The following is a 19984-nucleotide window of genomic DNA, read 5'->3' as shown; positions in this document are numbered from 1 at the left end:
AGTCCGGGCGATGACGCCCTCGATGGCCGCGCGGTGTCACGTCATGTCCGGGTGCGGATTTCCCCCGGCCGTCCCCGACGGCGTACCCGCGTTCTGCGGCCTCAGCGCCCCTGGTAGCGGGCCGCGGCGGTACGGACCGAGCCGAGCTTGGAGTACAGGTGCTTGCCCGGGCAGTCCGTGGCGTATCCGTCCCGATGGCCGGAGATCACGTTCAGTCGTACGTTCGTCCCCTTCGGGTACAGATTCCCACCGCCGGACCTCAGGTATGTCTTGCCCTTCGGATCGGCGCCGAAGAGCCCGAGCTTCCACGCCGTCAGCTTGGCGACGGCGGTCACCGCGGAGGCGGTCGGCTTGCTGGAGCTGAACGTGCCGATGGCCGCGATTCCCATGCTGTCGCTGTTGAACCCGAGGGTGTGGGCGCCCAGGACGGCCTTGGTCACGCCCCCGGCGCGGCCCTCGTAGAGGGTGCCGCACTTGTCGACGAGGAAGTTGTAGCCGATGTCCCGCCAGCCCATGCTCTTGACGTGGTAGCGGTAGATACCGCGGATGACGGACGGGGCCTGCGAGCACTTGTAGTTGTTGCCCGAGGCGGTGTGGTGCACGAACGCCGCCTTGACCGACTTGGTGTAGACGAAGCCCCGTTCGCGCAGCTTCTCGTCCGCGCCCCAGCCGCTCCGGGTGACGATGCGCGGGCGCGGGCCGACGTACGGCTGGGCGCGCGGTGTTCCGGCCCGTGGGGCACCGCGCAGGGCGAGCGCTTCCCGCTCGGTGTCCTTCTTGCTCAGCGACGGGATCTCGGCGGCGCCGAGGGGGACGAGGTCGGTGTTGGCGGCGGAGGCGCCGGCCGCGGCGTCGTCCAGGTCGAGACCGGTGCGGGAGGCGTCGGCCGGTGAGCCCTGGCGCTTGGGTTCGGTGCCGGGGTCGACCAGGTCCAGGCGCAGCCCCGAGGGCAGGGGTGCCGAGGAGCCGGTGCGGCCGTCGCCGGTGGCCGGTGCGGCGTCGGCCCTGACTCGTAGCTCCACGGCGTCCGAGTCGCCCACCCACAGCGGGGCCGTGGCACCCCGCACCCGGCCCGAGGCGCTTTCCGCGGTGTCCGGGTCGGCCCCGTGGTCGGCGTTGTGCGTCTCGATGTCCTGCCAGCCGGACCACTTGCCGGTGGCGACGGAGCGGGTGCGGACCTGGACCTGGCCGTGGAGTTCGGTGCCGGGGTTGTCCCAGACCACGCCGACGAGCGAGAAGCGGCGTACGTCCTGGCGGTGCACGACCTGCTCGGAGGCGGAGCCGAGGTCGCGGGCACGGGTGAGGGGGACGAGGGGCAGCGACTGGGTCCTGCCGGGCACGGCGGCGTCGGCCGGCCGGCCGACGGTCGTGGCCCCGTCCGCGGTCGGCGCCGGTCTCACGGGCGCGGCGGTCGCGGGCGCGGCGGTCGCGGGCAGGGTCAGCGGGAGGGCGAGTACGGCCGCGCAGGTGAGACCGACCGAGGGGGCACCGATGGAAGAGGAGAAATGTCCACGCATGCCCCTGATCTTGAACATAGTCATACATATCTGTCCATCGGTGAACTGACGGCCCGTCGGCTGTCGCTCCTCCGAACCGGTGGCCCCGCCGGCCGGTGCGCGCCCGCGCCGCCGCGTACCCTTGCGCGGGTGAACGCCACCGATCGCACCCCTGCCGACCTGCTGCGTTCCGCGCTCGCCGCGGATCCCGCACGCCCCCTGGTGACCTTCTACGACGACGCCACGGGCGAACGCGTCGAACTGTCCGTGGCCACGTTCGCCAATTGGGTGGCCAAGACCGCGAATCTGCTCCAGGGCGATCTGGCCGCCGGGCCCGGGGACCGGGTCGCGCTCCTGCTGCCCGCGCACTGGCAGACCGCGGTGTGGCTGCTGGCGTGTTCGTCGGTGGGCGCGGTCGCGGACGTGGCCGGGAATCCCGCCGCGGCCGACGTCGTGGTGAGCGGGCCGGACTCGCTGGAGGCGGCGCGGGCCTGCTCCGGCGAGCGGGTCGCGCTGGCGCTGCGCCCGCTGGGCGGGCGGTTCCCGCAGCCACCGGACGGTTTCCTCGACTACGCCGTGGAGGTGCCGGGTCAGGGGGACCGGTTCGCGCCCTTCGCGCCGGTGGATCCGGAGGAGCCGGCGCTGATCGTGGCCGGGGCGGAGATGACGGGGGCCGAGGTCGTGGAGCGGGCCCGCGCGGACGCGCCCGCGCTGGATCTGACCGGGCCCGGTTCCCGGCTGCTGTCCGGGCTGCCGTACGACACCTGGGAAGGGCTCAGCGCGGGTCTGTACGCGCCGCTGGCCGTCGGCGGGTCCGTGGTGCTGTGCCGGCACCTGACACGACTGGACGAGGCGGCCCTGACCAAGCGAATGGAAACCGAACGCGTGACCGCGGCCCGCCACTGACCGGACGGCTCCGCCCGACAGCAACGGCCCACCGACCGAACCGGCAACCACCCTCGCCGTCCGGAGCGGGAGGCGACCGACAGCGGCGGCTGCCCGACCCGGAACGAGCCCCACACCGCCCGGTAACGAATGCGCCCCCACCCGGGGAACGAGCACGCTGGCGCCGGAGGGCGAACGCGGCCCCGCCGACCGGAGCAGGCGGCGACCGCGCGGCAGACCCAATCGCCCGAGCCCACCGGAACACGAGGCGGCGAGCAGCGGTAGCGGCCCCGCCGAGGTGCGGGCGCGGCGAGGGTGGCCGGAGCTGACGGTGGGCCCGGCGATGCGCTGCGGCCGGTCGCGGGCGGCGGTCCCACCCGGGAACGAATGCGGTCCGCCCGGAAAGCGAGTGCGGCTCCGTCGGAGCGAGCGGGCGGCGGCGTCGGGCTCCGGGGGGTTCGGAGGGACCGGGGAGGGGTGTTACCGGGGGTTGCGTGCGTGTTTTGGGTTGGTTGTCGTGCTGGGGTGTCCCGCTGGCGCGGACAGCTCGTTGAAAATCACCTGATTGGAGTAGTAGGGGGCCGCCTCTCGGACCGTCGCGGGCCATCGTCGTAGGAGCAGGGCGACACGCTCGTACGCCACGAGGGGGTGGTCCGGACGTGACCGACACCGCAGGTACGCCCCGCGGGAGCGAACCCGGTCCGGGCGCGGGTGCCTCCGCCACCGCATACGGGTTGATACGCCGGCGCCGGCGGCGCTGGACGCAGGGGGCGGTCCTGGGGCTGGCGGCGCTGGTCCTGCTGGGCGCGGGCGGCGGATGGGTCGCGTACACGAGGCTCGACGGCAACATCACGGCGGACGAGGCGGCCGCCGCCGAACTGGCCCGCTATGAGCGTGAGCGGCCCACGGCGCTGGTGCGCGGCGCGCAGAACATCCTGCTCATCGGCTCCGACACGCGTTCGGGGGACGGCAACGGGGCGTACGGGCGGGACACGGGGACCGGGCGGTCCGACACCGCGATCCTGCTGCACCTGGGCGCCGACCGGCACGGCGCCACCGCGGTGTCCCTCCCCCGGGACCTGATGGTCGCCGTGCCGAGCTGTCTGCGCCCGGACGGCGGGCGCAGCGCACCGGTCTTCGCGATGCTCAACAGCGCCTTCGAGACGGGCGGTTCCGCCTGCGCGGTGCGCACCGTCGAGAAGCTGACCGGCATCCGGATCGATCACTACGCCGTAGTCGACTTCAGCGGGTTCAAGGAGATGGTGGACGCCGTCGACGGGGTGGAGGTGTGTCTGCGGGAGCCCGTGGACGACAGGGCCGCCGGGCTGCGGCTGCCCGCGGGCCGGGTCACGCTCGACGGCGAGCAGGCGCTCGGCTATGTGCGGGCCCGCGAGTCGCTGGGCGACGGGAGCGACACCGGCCGCATGGAACGCCAGCAGCAATTCCTGGGCGCGCTGGTCGCCAAGACCCGGACCAACGACGTCCTGCTGAACCCGGTGAAGCTGTATCCGCTGCTGGAGGCGGCCACTTCGGCGCTCACCACCGACCCCGGACTGGCACGTTTGCGCGGTTTGTACCAACTCGTGCGCGGGCTGCGGAACATCCCCACCGAAAAAATGCAGTTCCTGACCGTTCCCCGGGAGTCGTACCCCTCCGATGCCAATCGCGACCAACTCCTCGAACCGAAGGCGGAAAAGCTGTTCGAGCGGCTGCGGTCCGATGCCCCGGTGACGATCACCGGGCGGATTCCATCGGAATCGGCGACAAAAAGTGGCAATTCAGGTGGCCGGAACGACCCCTCCCCGGCACCGGCCTTCCGGGGGAACACCGCCGCCGAGGACCCCTGCGGGTAAAGCGCGCGCCAAGGGAACAGACGTCCGTCCAGAAATATGAGGCGGATTGCCCGGTTGTAGGGACGTGGAATTTGTCACCGCCGTCGCTTGACGCTGAACTGGGCGGATAGTGTGAGCGATCCGGTGCACCATGCCACGAGGTCCGTCCTGGGGCCGTGCACTGTTTGAACCGAGACCCGAGCGCCTGAGGGGGAAGGCGCCGCGTGGCCCCGACGGAGGATTCGGACAACCGTGGACGCGCAAGGCCGTGGGCGGGCGGACAACATCGATCCCGCAGACCAGTGGGTACTCAATCCGAACACCGGCGAATACGAACTGCGACTGACTCCTTCCGCACCGCAGTCGTCGGTGCCCGGGCCGCGCAGATCCGATTCCCGGGAATCCGACCGTGCGCCACGGGAGAGAACGGCGGCGCCGGGCCGGCAGCAGAGCAGGGCACCGGGCCGGGAGACGGGCCGGGCGCCGGGCCGGGAGGTTCCGCCGCAGCGCAGACGGCGGGCGGAGCCCGAGCCGCCGGCCGGCCGGCGCGGCCGACGCCCGGCCAAGAAGAAGTCGAAGGCGAAGAAGGCCGTGATGTGGACCGGCGGCACCATGGCGTTCGTCCTGATCGCCACCGGTGCCGCCGCCTACGCCTACCTCAAGCACCTTGAGGGCAACGTCACCACCACGGACGTGGGCAGCGCGGGCAAGCAGGGCTTCAGCAAGGACGAGGCCTTCAACATCCTGATCATCGGCACCGACAAGCGCACCGGCAAGGGCAACGAGGGCTACGGCGACAACGGCAGCGTCGGGCACGCCGACACCAATGTCCTGCTGCATGTCTCCAAGGACCGGACGAACGCCACCGCGCTGAGCATCCCGCGCGACCTGATCGTGGACGTCCCGGACTGCCCGACGAAGCAGGAGGACGGCAGCGAGAAGGTCGTCCCGGGCACGGACGGCGTCCGCTTCAACACCAGCCTGGGCCAGGACGGCCGTGACCCCGGCTGCACCATGCGCACGGTGGAGTCGGTCACCGGCATCCCCGTCGACCACTTCATGATGGCCGACTTCAACGCGGTGAAGACGCTGACGTCGGCCGTCGGCGGGGTCGATGTGTGTCTCGACCACGCGGTGAACGACCCGAAGTCGCATCTGAACCTGCCCGCGGGCGAGTCCAAGATCGAGGGCGAGCAGGCGCTGGCGTTCGTCCGTACCCGGCACGCCTGGGGCAACCAGGGCGACCTGGACCGCATCAAGGTGCAGCAGCAGTTCCTGGCGTCGCTGATGCGCAAGATGGCCTCCAGCGACACCCTGACCAGCCCGACCAAGCTGGTGTCGCTGGCCGAGGCCGCCACCAAGGCGCTGACCGTGGACACCGGCATCGGCAAGGTCAGCACGCTGAAGGACGTGGCGCTTGAGCTGAAGAAGGTGCCGACGAAGAACATCAGCTTCATGACGGTGCCGGTGCTGGACAACCCGGCGGAGACGGTCAAGGCGACCGTCGTCGTCAACAAGAGCACGGCTCCCGCGATCTTCGACGCGATCAAGAACGACGTCTCCTTCACCGAGGTGAAGAAGAAGCAGAAGGCGCAGAAGGACGCGCAGGCCGCCCGGCTCAAGGGCACCAAGTCCGACGCGTCCGAGGTCCGGGTGCGCATCCTCAACGGCGGCGCCGTGTCCGGCAGCGCGCAGGAGACCCTGCAGTGGCTGCAGAACGACGAGGGTGTGCTCAAGTCGGAGAACGCGGGCAACGCCCCGGCGGAGCTGGCCAAGACCACCCTGGAGTACGCGCCGGACCAGGCGCCGCAGGCCCGTAGGCTGGCCGCCATCATGGGGTTGTCCGGTTCCGCGATGAAACCGGGCGAGAGCGTGACCAACTCCCAGGGGCTGCCGGCGATGACGCTGACCCTGGGCAAGGACTTCAAGGGTGCGGGCGTGTCCCTCACCGCTCCGACAAAGGCGCCGGAAGTGGACAAGTCCACGGCAGACAAGGTCAAGTGCGCCTCGTAGGTAACCCAACGGGCCCGTCGCGCGTCTAACCCGACGCGGGACGGGCCCGTTGCAAGGCGCAGGGTGGGGAGGGCAGGGATTTGGCGCAGAGCGGTGTGCGGGGGGAGGCTCCCGCGGTCGACGACACGATGTCGCTCGCACCGCGGGAACCAGGCGCGTCCGACGGACGCGGCCGGCACGGCGGCGGGCGGCGCGGGGGCGGCCCGAGCGGTGACAAACGGGGCCGCGGACGGCGTGCGCTGCGCTGGTCGGCGACGGTGCTCGCGGTGCTGATACTCGGCACGGCGGGCGCCGGCTACCTCTACTACCAGCACCTCAACGGAAACATCCAGAAGGGCCAGCGCAGCAGCGGCGACTCCAAGGCGCACAGGGCCCAGCCGAACGCGGCCGGGCAGACGCCGATGAACATCCTGCTGCTCGGCTCCGACAGCCGTAACTCGGACGAGAACGTGAAGCTCGGCGGCAGCAGGGACAACCGGGGCAACCCGCCGCTCGCCGACGTGCAGATGCTCATCCACCTGTCCGCGGACCGCAAGAGCGCGGCCGTGGTGAGCATTCCGCGGGACACCCGGGTCGACATCCCCGCGTGCAAGGACCCGGAGACCGGCGAGACGTTCCAGGCGACCAACACGATCATCAACGCGTCGCTGGCCCGCGGCGGGGCGGGCTGCACGCTGGCCACCTGGGAGAACCTCACCGGGGTCTATATCGACCACTGGATGACGATCGACTTCGCCGGCGTGGTGAAGATGGCGGACGCCATCGGCGGGGTCGACGTGTGTGTGAACCAGAACGTGTGGGACCGCCCGCTGCCCGGCGTGCCCGGCGGCTCCGGCCTGAAGCTGACGGCCGGCACCAAGAAGGTGAAGGGCAAGCAGGCGCTCCAGTGGCTGCGCACCAGGCACGCCTGGGGCAGTGACATCCTGCGGGCACGAGCCCAGCACATGTACATGAACTCGATGATCCGCACGCTGAAGCAGCAGAACGTCTTCACGGACACCGGCCGGCTGATGGGCCTCGCCGAGGCGGCCACCAAGTCCCTGAAGGTCTCGGAGGAGATCGGCACGGTCAGGAAGCTGTACGACCTGGGCATGCAGCTCAAGACGGTGCCGACGAACCGCATCACCATGACGACGATGCCGTGGGTCGAGGACTCGCAGGACGCCAACCACGTCCTGCCGGACCCGGTCGACGCGGAGAAGATGTGGCAGATGCTCCGCGACGACGTGCCGTTCGACGACAAGGGCGCGGCGGACAAGGAGAAGAAGCCGGCCGCGACGGCCGAGGCGACCAAGGCGCCCTCGGTCGGCGCCGACCGGCTCGGGGTGCTGGTGCAGAACGCCACCCGGACCACCACCGAGGCCCCGGTTCCCGGTCGGGCGCGCACGATCGGCCAGGTGCTGGTGCAGCACGGCTACACCAGGGCGACGGCGGACACATCGGCGCCGCTGTCCGAGGACGCGACGGTGGTGCGCTATCCGAGCGCGGACCTGGAGGGCGACGCCCAGGCGGTCGCCAAGTCGCTGGGGATTCCGACGAGTTCGGTGAAGCAGTCGACCGATGTGTCGGGGGTCACCGTCGTCGTGGGCGCCGACTGGCGCGACGGCACCGCCTATCCGAAGCAGTCCAAGCCGAAGGCCGGGGACCTGCCCGGCGGTTCCGACGCCATCAACGGCTCGGACAAGGACCAGTGCATGGACGTGTACCGGCCCTACCGGTGGTAGCGCACCGAAGCGGGTTTCCGCCGCGGAGGTGAAACGGGCCCCTCCCTGCCTCGGGAGGGGCCCGTCCGCGTTCGGGCGAAGTCCGGTCGGTTCAGCGGGAGTTCAGCACCGCCGGGCGGCGGGAGGCGATGACCCGCCGGGCCAGGGAGCGCGGGCTGGTCAAAAAGCCCCAGCCCCAGGACATGTGCATGGTGGCGAGGGCCACGGGGATGCGCAGCCGGGCCGCCGGCGGCAGGCCCTTGCCCGCGGGCACCGAGCCGGCGACGATCGCCGCCAGATAGCCGCCGGGGATCACAAAGGCCCAGGGGGTGAGGACCGCGCCCACCACGAGACCCGCCGCTATCGCGCACACCGCCGTCGGCGGGGCCAGATAGCGCACGTTGATGGAGCCCTCGTGGTAGCGGGCCACGACATGCCGCCAACGGCCGTAGTCCTTGTACTGCTTGGCGAGGGCACGCACCGACGGGCGGGGGCGGTAGGACACCTTCAGCTCGGGCGAGAACCAGATCTGCCCGCCGGCCTCGCGGATGCGGAAGTTCAGCTCCCAGTCCTGGGCGCGGATGAACTCCTCGTTGTAGCCGCCCTGTTGCTCCAGTGCCTCGCGGCGGAAGACACCCAGGTAGACGGTCTCCGCCGGGCCGGCCTCGCCGCCGGTGTGGAAGGCGGCGTTGCCGACGCCGATCTTCGAGGTCATCGCGGCGGCGACGGCCCGCTCCCAGTCGTTCTCGCCCTCGGCGTGCATGATGCCGCCGACGTTCTGCGCGCCGGTCTCCTCCAGGAGCCGTACGGCGGTCGCGATGTAGTTCGGCGAGAGCATGCCGTGCCCGTCGACACGTACCACGATCGGATGGCGGGACGCCTTGATCGCGGCGTTGAGGGCGGCCGGCGTGCGGCCGGTCGGGTTCGGGACGGTGTGCACGCGCGGGTCGTCGCGGACCAGCTCGGCGGCGATCTCGTCCGTGCGGTCCGTGGACGGACCGAGGGCGATCACGACCTCCATCTCGCCGGCGTACTCCTGCGCGAGGATCGCTTGGACGGCGCCGCGCAGATGCCGCTCCTCGTCGAGGACGGGCATGATCACAGAAACTGCGGGGAGCCGCACGTCGGGCTTGGCGTTCATAGGGGGCTCACGTTACCGCGAATGGGGGACACGGGTGCGCGCCGCCGGGGCGCTGACGCGGGCTGGAGATCGTATGGGCCTACGGTGCTCCCGGATCCCACGTACGGCCGTCGTCCGGAGGTGTCCCCTTGTCCGCCAGCCCGTCCCGGCCCGCTGCCCGGCCGCAGCGCCGACCGCAGCCGCCCCGTCGTGCGCAGCGGCCGCCCGCGCGGCCGGTGCGGCCCGTGCGCCAGAAGCGGCCCCGCTGGGCCATGCGGGCGGTGACGACGCTGTCCGTGGTGGTGCTCGCCTCGGCCGGGATCGGGCACGCGGTGGTCAGCAGCCTGGACGCGGACATCGCCCGGGTGGATCCGTTCCGGGACATGAAGAACCGGCCGAGCGGCGGGCACGGCACGAACGTCCTGCTGGTCGGCACCGACGGCCGGGACAAGATCAGCGAGGAGCAGCGGCGGCGGTTCCGGCTGGGCGGGGCGCCGTGCCACTGCACCGACACGATCATGATCGTGCACATCTCGGAGGACCGGGAGCGGGCCACCGTGGTGAGCCTGCCGCGTGACTCGTACGCCGAGGTGCCCGAGCACGTCGACGAGACCACCGGGGCACGCCACGGACCGCATCCGCTGAAGCTCAACGCGGCCTACGCGGAGGGCGGGCCGCAGCTGACCGTGCGCACGGTGGAGCACATGACCCATGTGAAGATCGACCACTATCTGGAGGTCGACTTCACCAGTTTCATGAAGACGGTCGACGTGGTCGGCGGGGTGCGGATCTGCACCACGACACCGCTGAAGGACTCGTTCACCGGTCTCGACCTCGCGCCCGGCACCCATACGCTGATGGGCGGCGAGGCGCTGCAGTACGTCCGTTCGCGGCATGTCGACGGGGCCAGCGACCTCGGCCGGATGCAGCGCCAGCAGCGGTTCCTGGCGGCGCTGATCGAGCGGGCGACCTCCTCAGGGGTGCTGCTGAACCCGATGAGGTTCCGGGACGTGACACGGGCGGTGCTGGGCTCGGTCCGGGCGGACACCGGTTTCGGCACGGACGAACTGCTCGACCTGGGCCGCGCGATGCGCACCTTCTCCCCCGCCTCCTCCGAGTTCACCACCGTGCCGATCGGGCAGATGGCGTTCCCGGTCAAGGGCATCGGGTCGACCCTGAAGTGGGACCGGGTCCGGGCGGAGCAGCTGTTCCGGTCGCTGCGCGAGGACAAGCCGCTCACCGTGGAGCGGCGGCCGACGCAGGCCCCGTCCGTGCCGGTGGACGTGGCGCCGCAGCAGATCCGGGTGCAGGTGGAGAACGGCACCGGTACGGAGGGGCTCGGCAAGCGGGTGGACGCGGCCCTCGCCGCGACCGGCTTCGCCACCACCGGGCGGCCGGTGACCTCGTCGGAGCGTGAGGTGCGGCGCACGGTGGTCGTCTACGACCCGCGCTGGGACCGCTCGGCCCGGTCGGTGGCGGCGGCGCTGCCCGGCAGCGAGCTGCGGTCGGTGCCGGACCAGGGGCCGGTGCTCAGGGTGATCGCGGGGGCGGACTTCCACGAGGTGCACAAGGTGAAGGCGCCGCCGCCCGCGCAGGCCCGGCCGGGTGCGGTGCGCGGCGACGAGGTGCTGTGCCCCGGCAAGGACAAGGCGTCCTTCTGAGCGGGTCCGCTCCGCTGGTCTGGCCGTGGGGCGTCGTTGTCGGGTGCGGCGGCGTCGTGGCTGGTCGCGCAGTTCCCCGCGCCCCTTTGGGGGCACTGTCGGGCCGCGGCGCACTTCACTGCTCGGCGGTCGCCGGATGGCGGGACATGGCCGAGCGGAGTAGGACGGAAGCACAGGGGCCCGTCGGGCCCCCTTCGTTCCCCGTGGAGGAGCCATGACCCAGCCCGGAACCATGCCGGCCATGACCCAGCAGATGCAGGACTGCATCCAGGCGTGCATGAGCTGCCACAGCGTGTGCGAGGAGACGATGAGCTCCTGCCTGTCGATGGGCGGCCAGGCCCAGATGCAGATCATGCGCGCGCTCATGGACTGCTCGGAGATGACCCGGATGTGCGCGGACATGATGATGCGGCGCTCGCCGATGTCCGCGGAGATGTGCCGGATGTGCGCGATGGCGTGCGACATGTGCGCGGAGGCGTGTATGGCCATGCCGGACGACGCCCAGATGCAACGCTGCGCCGAGGCGTGCCGCCGCTGCGCGGAGACCTGCCGAGCCATGGCAACCACCCGAACCTGACCCCACAGAGGGCACCCCCCAGGGTGCCCTCACCAACACGCCCCAAAGGCGCGCGGGGCTGTATCAACATGCGGCTCCGCCGCGCGGCCGCCCCCAGCGCCGCACCCGAACGACAACAGCAGCCCCCAAAGGGGCGCGGGGAACTGCGCGCCCAGCCACAACGGAAGCCGCACCCGAACGACAACCCACCACACCCCTCACCCCCAACCAGACCAACACCGGCTGGCCAGCGCCCCAAAGGGGCGCGGGGAACTGCGCGCCCAGCCACAACGGGAGCCGCACCCGAACAACAACCCACCACGCCCAGCCACAACGCCGCCGCACCCGAACGACGACGCACCACGGCCAAACCAGCGGAGCTAACCCGTGACGGTGACCTTCTCGTCGTTGTTCAGTTCGTTCACCAGCGTCTTGACCTTGGCCTTGTCCCAGACCAGGTTCCCCCCGGTGGAACCGGAGATCGGCATGTTCATCGAGGTGCCGTCGCCACCGCTGACGCCCTTCATCGCCCAGAACATGGACGCCAGGTTCCACAGGCTCATGTCCTTGTCGACGGTCAGCGAGTCCAGGCCCGCACCCAGCGTCGGGTACAGCTTGAACGGGTTGAGGACCGTGGACGGCGTCGCCACCTGGTGGGCAAGGGCCGACAGGAACTTCTGCTGGTTCTTGGTGCGTTGGAGGTCGGAGGCGGCGAAGGCGTGCCGGGTGCGCACGAAGGCCAGCGCCTGCTCGCCGTTCAGCGTCTGCTTGCCCGCCTTGAAGTCGGCGCCCGAGTACTTGTCCTTGAAGCCCTTGTCGATGGTGATGTCGACGCCGCCGACCGCGTCCACGATGTTCGCGAAGCCGGCGAAGCCTATCTCCACGTAGTGGTCGATGTGCAGACCGGTGTTGAACTCGACCGCGCGGACCAGCAGGGTCGGCCCGTCCTCCGCGTAGGCCGCGTTGAGCTTCGTGTGCCGCCCCGTGCCCTGGTAGACCTTGCCGGACGTCGAACCCTTGTAGCTCGGGATCTCCACGTCCGAGTCGCGGGGCAGTGAGATCAGCGTGTCGCCGTTGCCGCCGACGTGCAGGATCATCATCGAGTCGGTGCGCTGTCCCTCGGCGGAGCCGGTGTGCAGCTTCTTCTTCTCCTCGTCCGACATGCCCTTGCGGCTGTCGGAGCCGACGATCAGGTAGTTGGTGCCCTCGCCCGCCTCCGGCCGTTCGATGACCTTCGAGAGGTCGACGTCCCGGTTCAGCTTGGAGTCGGCCCAGAAGTAGGTCGCGACGGTGGTGACGACGAGGACGCCGACCACGGTGATCGCGGTCCACTTGATCCGGCGCCGCCAGTTCGGCGCGGGCCGCGGCCCGCGGGGGTCCGGTCCGGCGGGCCCGCCCGGACCGTCGCCGCCGGGCCTGCCGTAGACCTGTCCGGTGTTGTAGCCGCTGTCGTAGCCGTGCGGGTCGCCGTAGTCGTCGTAGCCCTGGCCGTCGGTGTACGTCGGCTGCTGCGGGACCTGGCCGTGCGGCGGCGCCGACGGGCCGGGGCCGCCGTATCCGCGCTGTCCTGGCGGGGTCGCCTGGCCGCGCCGTACCTGGCGCATCACGCGGGCGCCCTCAGGCTGCGCGCCGGCGCTGCCGCGTCCGTAGCGGCTTCCGCGGTTCTCGTCGGACCATCCCTCGGGCCAATCATTCATGCGCCCCAGTGTGCAGGGCAGGGCTGTATGGCTTACAAGGGCCGTCGGAAAATAAGAGCGCCGCTGTTGCCAACCTGACACAAATTCCGCAGACGCCGGCTCGGCATATGGTGGAGGCCATGACAGACCAGGCCCGCACAGCGGAATCCGACATTCCAGGCAAGCCCACGTCGGCGTCCCGCACCACGCTCAGCCACATCATGACCCACGGCGACACCAACCTGCTGGGCACGGTGCACGGCGGAGTGATCATGAAGCTGGTCGACGACGCGGCGGGCGCGGTGGCCGGCCGGCACAGCGGGGGTCCCGCCGTGACCGCCTCCATGGACGAGATGGCGTTCCTCGAACCGGTCCGCGTCGGCGATCTGGTCCATGTGAAGGCGCAGGTCAACTGGACCGGGCGGACCTCGATGGAGATCGGTGTGCGGGTCCTCGCGGAACGCTGGAACGAGTCGGCCCCGGCCACCCAGGTCGGCTCCGCCTACCTGGTGTTCGCCGCGGTGGACGCGGACGGCAGGCCCCGCCGGGTGCCGCCGGTGCTCCCGGAGACCGACCGGGACCGCCGCCGCTACCAGGAGGCCCAGATCCGCCGCACCCACCGCCTCGCCCGCCGCCGGGCGATCCGGGAACTGCGCGAGAAGCGGGCGGCGGAGGGGTTCGACGACTGAACACCGCCCGCGGGCGGGGCCGGTCACGGTCTCTCACGCTCCGCGGCCGCAGGGGCGCCGACGCGGTGACGGCGCTGATCACCGTTGGGTGACCGAGATGTCAGGGAGCCGCCCGCCCGGCGCCCACGTGAGCTTGCCGACAGCGGGCACATTGCCCGCCGCAGGGCGCCGAAAGCCCCCGGCTATGCTCGGCCTCGCATCGCATCCGTTCCCCCTGGAGCACCCATGAGCCTGAAGATCACCGTGATCGGAACCGGCTATCTCGGCGCCACGCACGCCGCGGCCATGGCCGAACTGGGCTTCGAGGTGCTGGGGCTCGACGTCGTACCCGAGAAGATCGCGCTGCTCCAGCGCGGCGAGGTCCCGATGTACGAGCCGGGGCTCAGGGAGTTGCTGCGCAAACACGTGGCCGGCATCGAGGGCGCCACCGGGCGGCTGCGGTTCACCCTGGACTGGGCCGAGGTCGCCGCGTTCGGCGATGTGCACTTCGTCTGTGTGAACACCCCGCAGAAGCACGGCGAGTACGCGGCGGACATGTCGTACGTCGACGCGGCGATCGCCTCCCTCGCGCCGCATCTGACCGGCCCCGCCCTCGTCGTCGGCAAGTCCACCGTGCCCGTCGGCTCCGCGGAACGCCTGGCCGCCTATCTGACCGCGCACGCGCCCGCCGGCGCCGACGCCGAACTGGCCTGGAACCCGGAGTTCCTACGGGAGGGCTTCGCCGTCGAGGACACCCTGCACCCGGACCGGATCGTGGTGGGCGTACGCAGCGAGCGGGCGGAGAAGCTGCTGCGCGAGGTGTACGCGGCGCCGGTCGGCGAGGGCACGCCGTTCGTCGTGACCGACTTCCCGACCGCCGAGTTGGTGAAGACCTCCGCGAACTCCTTCCTGGCCACCAAGATCTCGTTCATCAACGCGATGGCGGAGGTGTGCGAGGCCGCCGGCGGCGATGTGGCCCGGCTCGCCGAGGCCATCGGCTACGACGACCGGATCGGCAAGAAGTTCCTGCGCGCCGGGATCGGCTTCGGCGGAGGCTGTCTGCCCAAGGACATCCGGGCGTTCATGGCCCGGGCCGGAGAGCTGGGCGCGGACCAGGCGCTGACCTTCCTGCGCGAGATCGACTCCATCAACATGCGCCGCCGCGGCCAGATGGTCGAGATGGCCCGGGAGGCGCTGGGCGGCGGCTCCTTCCTGGGCAAGCGGGTCGCGGTGCTCGGGGCGGCCTTCAAACCCGACTCGGACGACGTGCGGGACTCGCCCGCGCTCAACGTGGCGGGCCAGATCCATCTCCAGGGCGGACAGGTGACGGTGTACGACCCGAAGGGCATGGACAACGCCCGCCGGGTCTTCCCGACGCTCGGCTACGCGGACTCGGCGCTGGATGCCGTGCGCGGCGCGGACGTCGTCCTGCACCTGACCGAGTGGCGGGAGTTCCGCGAGCTGGACCCGGCCGAGCTGGGCGCGGTGGCCGCGGCGAAGGTGATCCTCGACGGCCGCAACGCCCTGAACCCCGACCTGTGGCGCCGCTCCGGCTGGACCTACCGCGCCATGGGCCGCCCCACCGCATAACCCGGGAACCGACCCGACCGGGCGCTTTAAGGGACGCCGGGGGCGCACGAGGACGGCCCCTACGACACGACGCGCATGGCCGCCCGGCGGTACGCGCCGGCCCGGGTGAAGCCCAGGCGCTGCGACACGCCCACGATGCCAAGCCGCCCAGGGACGCGCGAAGCCCGCCCCCCACGCCGGAGCCCCGCCCTCGCCCCGGCAGGGTTCACACCCCCCACCGACGCAGGCCACCCCGACCCCTCCGCCGCCCGGCCACCGGCCGCCACCGCGTGCGCGGTCGGCGGGCGGTCCGGGGCACGCGGGCGGTGACCCTGACGGTGCGGGATGCCACGGTGCGAGCCGACCGCGGCCTCGCGGAACCACGCCGGTCGCACGACGCAGGGCCGCCCTCACCCGGCACGCCCCGCACCCCGCCCGCCGGTGCAGGCCCTCCCGGCGCGCCAGGCCGTCGGCGGACCCTCCAACGCGGGACCCGCCCGATGACACGACGCGGGGCGCCCCCGCCCGCCGGTGCAGGGCCTCCAGGCGTACCGAAGCAGGCCGCCCCTCGGGCCTTCGGGGCGCGGTTGATCGAGCGGCGCCTGGTGGGGATGACGCCGGTTCGGCCGAGGCTCAGTCGGCCGAACCGGCGTCCTGGTGCATTCTGCCGCACCGGGTCGGCTGCTCCCCCAAGGGGCGCGGGGCTGTATCGACATGCGGCTCCGCCGCGTTGGGGGTCCCCCTGTTCGAGCGACGCCGAGAACGTGGGGGAGCGACCAGCCACGACGGCGCCGCAGCCGACCGATGGGCGCGGCCGGGGCACGGGGTCCGTCGCTATCCCGCCTCCTTGGCCCGGTACCGCCGCATCTTCGCGCGCGCCCCGCACACCTGCATCGAGCACCAGCGGCCGCGGCCCGCGGGACTGCGGTCGTAGTACGCCCAGTGGCAGGTCACGGCCTCGCACGCCTTCAGCCGCAGCCACGTGCCGGCCACCAGCGCCTCGGCGACGGCGGCGGCGACCCGGGAGAGCAGCGGGGAGCCGTCGGCGGCGGGGACGAGGGCCGCGGTGCCGTCCCGGTCGTCGACGGACAGGTACAGCGGCGCGTGCGCGAGCAGCCGGTCGAGCGGGGTCACCTCGCGGTGCGGCGGGTGGCCCGCGTGGGCGAGCAGGGTGGCGCGCAGCGACTCGCGCAGTTCGCGCGCCGCCGGCAGTTCCCCGGCGCCGATGGCGAAGCGCGCCCGGCCGTCCGCCGTGTCGAGCGCGTCGGCGCCCGACTCGATGTCCAGGGTGTTGACCAGGCGCTCGATCAGCGCCAGTCCACCGGGTGCGGGCGATCGCTCACTCATGCTTGCGACGTTACCCCTCATGCGGGAGCATGCAGTAACGGTTACCCGTATCCCCGTTCTGGGGGTAACCAGCGATCGAGGAGGAAAGTCATGACCTACGCCAAGCTGGGCGCCGTCGTTCTGGACTGTCCCGATCCCCGCGCGCTCGCCGGGTTCTACGCCGAGGTGATGGGCGGCACCGTCGAGACGCACCCCGAGGAGCCCGACTGGGTGGATGTGAAGGTGCCCGGCGGGCAGACGCTGGCCTTCCAGGCGGCGCCCGGGCATGTGCCGCCGAAGTGGCCGGAGCCCGGCCACTCCCAGCAGTTCCACCTGGACCTCACGGTGGAGGACCTGGACGCGGCCGAGGAGAGCGTCCTCGCCCTGGGCGCGACCGCACTCGACACGGCGGACCGCTCGCGCACCTGGCGGGTGTACGCGGACCCGGCAGGCCACCCGTTCTGCCTGTGCGCCTGCTGACCGGGAGAAGGGGTACGGCCCAGTGCCCCCGGGCCGCCTCGGTCGCCTCGTAGGGCGGGGCGGGCGGCTGTGGCCGCCACCCCGCCCGGGCGGTCAGCCGTCCAGTGACTCGATCGTGGCGTTGGACGGGCCGCGCGTCGCCTGGAGCGAGCGGGCCACGTCCTCCGCCGCGCCCAGCACCCGTACCGCGTTCTGCCAGGTCAGCTTGGCCAGGTCGGACGTGGACCAGCCGCGGTCGAGCAGTTCGGCGATCAGGTTCGGATAGCCGGAGACGTCGTTCAGGCCGTCCGGTGTGAAAGGCGTGCCGTCGTAGTCGCCGCCGATGCCGAGGTGGTCGATGCCCGCGACCTCACGCATGTGGTCCAGATGGTCGGCGACGGTGGCCACCGTGGCGACGGGACGCGGGTGCGCCTCCTCGAAGGCCCGGTGGACCTTCATCGCCTCCTCGGTCGTGTCCAGGTGGTGGAAGCCGTGCGCGCGCATGTTGTCGTCGGCCGCTGCCGTCCAGTCCACGGCGGCCTGGAGCACGAACTTCGGTACGAACGTCACCATCGCCATGCCGCCGTTCGCGGGCAGCCGTTCCAGGACGTCGTCGGGGATGTTGCGCGGGTGGTCGCACACCGCACGGGACGAGGAGTGCGAGAAGATCACCGGCGCGGACGTGGCGTCCAGCGCGTCCCGCATCGTCGTCGCCGCCACATGGGATAGATCGACGAGCATGCCCAGCCGGTTCATCTCCCCTACGACCTCGCGGCCGAAGGCCGACAGACCGCCGACGCCCGGCTCGTCGGTCGCCGAGTCCGCCCACGGCACGTTGTCGTTGTGGGTGAGCGTCAGATAGCGCACGCCCAGGTCGTACAGGCCGCGCAGGGTGCCGAGCGAGCAGCCGATGGAGTGGCCGCCCTCCGCGCCCATGAGCGAGGCGATACGGCCGTCCGCGCGCGCCGCCTCCATGTCGGCCGCGGTCAGCGCGGGCGCCAGGTCCTTCGGGTAGCGGGCCAGCAACTGCCGTACGCAGTCGATCTGTTCGAGGGTGGCCGGGACCGCGTCGGGCAGGTCCGAGCGGACGTACACCGACCAGTACTGCGCGCCCACGCCGCCCTCGCGCAGCCGCGGCAGGTCGGTGTGCAGATGCGCGTTCTGGTGGTCGGCGATGTCTCGGGCGGCGAGGTCGTAACGGACCTGCTCGCGCAGCGCCCACGGCAGGTCGTTGTGGCCGTCGACCACGGGGTGTTGGCGCAGCAGCGCCCTGGCTCGGTCCAGTGAGGTCATACCTGTCACTTCCCGAAACCGAAGCCGTTCGACCCTTCGGCCTTGGCGCGCAGCCGTTTGCCCTTCTCGGTCGCCTGGTCGTTCAGCTCCTGCTGGAAGTCCCGCATGCGGGCGAGGAGTTCACCGTCGTGCGCGGCGAGGATGCGGGCCGCGAGGAGGCCGGCGTTGCGGGCGCCGCCGACGGAGACGGTGGCCACGGGGACGCCGGCCGGCATCTGCACGATCGACAGCAGGCTGTCCATGCCGTCGAGGTGCTTCAGCGGGACCGGGACGCCGACGACCGGCAGCGGCGTGACCGAGGCGAGCATGCCGGGCAGATGGGCGGCGCCGCCCGCGCCCGCGATGATCACCTTCAGCCCGCGCTCCGCCGCCTGCTCGCCGTACGCGATCATCTCGCGCGGCATGCGGTGCGCGGAGACGACGTCGACCTCGTAGTCGATCTCGAACTCGGCGAGGGCCTTGGCGGCGGCCTCCATGACGGGCCAGTCGGAGTCCGACCCCATGACGATGCCAACAACAGGGCTCATTCGGTGATGGTGCCTCTCAGGTAGCCGGCTGCGTGGCGGGCGCGCTCCAGCACGTCGTCCAGGTCGTCGCCGTAGGTGTTGACGTGCCCCACCTTGCGGCCGGGCTTCACGTCCTTGCCATACATATGGATCTTGAGCTGGGGGTCCCGGGCCATGCAGTGCAGATACGCCGAGTACATGTCGGGGTAGTCGCCGCCGAGCACATTGACCATGACGGTCCACTTCGCGCGCGGGCGCGGGTCGCCGAGCGGGAGGTCGAGGACCGCGCGGACATGGTTGGCGAACTGCGACGTGATCGCGCCGTCCTGGCTCCAGTGGCCGGAATTGTGCGGGCGCATCGCCAGTTCGTTGACGAGGACACGGCCGTCGCGGGTCTGGAACAGTTCGACGGCGAGGTGGCCGACGACGCCGAGTTCCTTGGCGATGCGCAGCGCCAGCTCCTCGGCCCGCAGTGCGAGCGACTCGTCCAGGCCGGGGGCCGGGGCGATCACCGTGTCGCAGACCCCGCCGACCTGCCGGGACTCCACCACCGGGTAGGCGACGGCCTGGCCGTGCGGGGAGCGTACGACGTTCGCGGCCAGCTCGCGGACGTAGTCGACCTTCTCCTCGGCGAGCACGGGGACGCCGGCGCGGAACGGGTCGGCGGCCTCCTCGGCGGACCCGACGACCCACACGCCCTTGCCGTCGTAGCCGCCGCGCACGGTTTTCAGGACGACCGGGAACCCGTCGCCCTCGGCCGCGAAGCGGGCCACGTCCTGCGGGTCGGCCACGATCCGGTGCCGTGGGCTCGGCACGCCGATGGCGTCGAGCCTCGCCCGCATCACCCCCTTGTCCTGGGCGTGCACCAGCGCGTCAGGGCCCGGGCGGACAAGCACGCCGTCCGCCTCCAGGGCACGCAGGTGCTCGGTGGGCACATGCTCGTGATCGAAGGTGATCACGTCGCAGCCCCGCGCGAACGCGCGCAGCGTGTCCAGGTCGCGGTAGTCGCCGATGACGACATCGCCGACGACCTGTGCCGCGGAGTCCTGAGGGGTGTCACTGAGGAGCTTGAATCTGATGCCCAGCGGGATGCCAGCCTCGTGTGTCATACGAGCGAGCTGGCCCCCGCCGATCATGCCGACTACCGGGAACGTCACGCCCCCAGGGTATCGGCCGCGCCACGACGACCGGATTCCGCTCCTCCCGACCGTCCTCTTATCC

Annotated in this window: 16 protein-coding genes; 9 read left to right on the top strand and 7 right to left on the bottom strand. The window is 71.6% G+C overall.

Annotation, left to right across the window (positions count from 1 at the left end; all coding sequences use genetic code 11):
• Positions 1-101: 101 nt before the first annotated feature.
• On the bottom strand, positions 102-1535 hold the full coding sequence (locus tag AC27LF_RS37895) for a peptidoglycan recognition protein family protein (RefSeq protein WP_479661260.1): 1434 nt from the start codon (positions 1533-1535) through the stop codon (positions 102-104).
• A 111-nt stretch (positions 1536-1646) separates the two neighbouring features.
• On the opposite strand from AC27LF_RS37895, the gene AC27LF_RS37890 reads away from it, so the two are divergent.
• From AC27LF_RS37890 to AC27LF_RS37875, 4 genes are all read left to right on the top strand, one after another.
• Positions 1647-2402, top strand: coding sequence for a TIGR03089 family protein (locus AC27LF_RS37890; protein WP_479661218.1), 756 nt, complete (start codon positions 1647-1649; stop codon positions 2400-2402).
• Between the two features lie 638 nt (positions 2403-3040).
• Complete coding sequence (locus AC27LF_RS37885) at positions 3041-4234, top strand: LCP family protein (RefSeq protein ID WP_479661219.1); 1194 nt, start codon at positions 3041-3043, stop codon at positions 4232-4234.
• 231 nt (positions 4235-4465) lie between these two features.
• Positions 4466-6226 carry an LCP family protein gene (locus AC27LF_RS37880; protein WP_479661220.1) on the top strand — a complete coding sequence of 587 codons (1761 nt, stop codon included), beginning with the start codon at positions 4466-4468 and terminating at the stop codon, positions 6224-6226.
• 128 nt (positions 6227-6354) lie between these two features.
• Positions 6355-7950: an LCP family protein gene (locus tag AC27LF_RS37875; protein WP_479661261.1), complete on the top strand. Its 1596-nt coding sequence runs from the start codon at positions 6355-6357 to the stop codon at positions 7948-7950.
• A 91-nt stretch (positions 7951-8041) separates the two neighbouring features.
• On the opposite strand, the gene AC27LF_RS37870 is transcribed toward AC27LF_RS37875, so the two are convergent.
• Positions 8042-9070 carry a glycosyltransferase family 2 protein gene (locus AC27LF_RS37870; RefSeq protein ID WP_479661221.1) on the bottom strand — a complete coding sequence of 343 codons (1029 nt, stop codon included), beginning with the start codon at positions 9068-9070 and terminating at the stop codon, positions 8042-8044.
• Between the two features lie 128 nt (positions 9071-9198).
• Here AC27LF_RS37870 and AC27LF_RS37865 point away from each other — a divergent pair, with 128 nt between their 5' ends.
• Together AC27LF_RS37865 and AC27LF_RS37860 are read left to right on the top strand one after the other, a co-directional pair.
• Positions 9199-10710, top strand: coding sequence for an LCP family protein (locus tag AC27LF_RS37865; protein ID WP_479661222.1), 1512 nt, complete (start codon positions 9199-9201; stop codon positions 10708-10710).
• Between the two features lie 214 nt (positions 10711-10924).
• Positions 10925-11287 carry a four-helix bundle copper-binding protein gene (locus AC27LF_RS37860; protein WP_479661223.1) on the top strand — a complete coding sequence of 121 codons (363 nt, stop codon included), beginning with the start codon at positions 10925-10927 and terminating at the stop codon, positions 11285-11287.
• A gap of 359 nt (positions 11288-11646) precedes the next feature.
• On the opposite strand, the gene AC27LF_RS37855 is transcribed toward AC27LF_RS37860, so the two are convergent.
• Positions 11647-12963 carry an LCP family protein gene (locus tag AC27LF_RS37855; RefSeq protein WP_479661224.1) on the bottom strand — a complete coding sequence of 439 codons (1317 nt, stop codon included), beginning with the start codon at positions 12961-12963 and terminating at the stop codon, positions 11647-11649.
• Positions 12964-13082: 119 nt separating this feature from the next.
• Between AC27LF_RS37855 and AC27LF_RS37850 the strand changes: the two genes are divergently transcribed.
• Together AC27LF_RS37850 and AC27LF_RS37845 are read left to right on the top strand one after the other, a co-directional pair.
• On the top strand, positions 13083-13631 hold the full coding sequence (locus tag AC27LF_RS37850) for an acyl-CoA thioesterase (RefSeq protein ID WP_479661225.1): 549 nt from the start codon (positions 13083-13085) through the stop codon (positions 13629-13631).
• 225 nt (positions 13632-13856) lie between these two features.
• Positions 13857-15200, top strand: coding sequence for a UDP-glucose dehydrogenase family protein (locus tag AC27LF_RS37845; RefSeq protein ID WP_479661226.1), 1344 nt, complete (start codon positions 13857-13859; stop codon positions 15198-15200).
• Positions 15201-16013: 813 nt separating this feature from the next.
• On the opposite strand, the gene AC27LF_RS37840 is transcribed toward AC27LF_RS37845, so the two are convergent.
• Complete coding sequence (locus AC27LF_RS37840; protein WP_479661227.1) at positions 16014-16526, bottom strand: CGNR zinc finger domain-containing protein; 513 nt, start codon at positions 16524-16526, stop codon at positions 16014-16016.
• A 90-nt stretch (positions 16527-16616) separates the two neighbouring features.
• Here AC27LF_RS37840 and AC27LF_RS37835 point away from each other — a divergent pair, with 90 nt between their 5' ends.
• The gene (locus tag AC27LF_RS37835; RefSeq protein ID WP_479661228.1) at positions 16617-16985 is read left to right on the top strand and encodes a VOC family protein; all 369 of its coding nucleotides are present in this window, start codon (positions 16617-16619) and stop codon (positions 16983-16985) included.
• 93 nt (positions 16986-17078) lie between these two features.
• Here the strand turns inward: AC27LF_RS37835 and AC27LF_RS37830 are convergent, their stop codons facing one another.
• Genes AC27LF_RS37830 through AC27LF_RS37820 form a run of 3 tightly spaced genes read right to left on the bottom strand, consistent with a single transcriptional unit; the run spans position 17079 to position 19920 of the window.
• Positions 17079-18257 carry a dipeptidase gene (locus AC27LF_RS37830; RefSeq protein WP_479661229.1) on the bottom strand — a complete coding sequence of 393 codons (1179 nt, stop codon included), beginning with the start codon at positions 18255-18257 and terminating at the stop codon, positions 17079-17081.
• Positions 18258-18262: 5 nt separating this feature from the next.
• Positions 18263-18784, bottom strand: a complete 522-nt coding sequence (purE, locus tag AC27LF_RS37825; protein ID WP_479661230.1) for a 5-(carboxyamino)imidazole ribonucleotide mutase — start codon at positions 18782-18784, stop codon at positions 18263-18265.
• Entirely contained in the window at positions 18781-19920 is a 1140-nt protein-coding gene (locus tag AC27LF_RS37820) for a 5-(carboxyamino)imidazole ribonucleotide synthase (RefSeq protein WP_479661231.1), read from the bottom strand. Before AC27LF_RS37820 ends, purE begins: the two co-directional genes overlap by 4 nt.
• Positions 19921-19984 lie beyond the last annotated feature (64 nt).

It is taken from the genome of Streptomyces diversicolor, assembly GCF_057537855.1.
The sequence above is the reverse complement of the archived record's forward strand: the minus strand, read 5'-3'. Positions and strand labels throughout refer to the sequence as shown.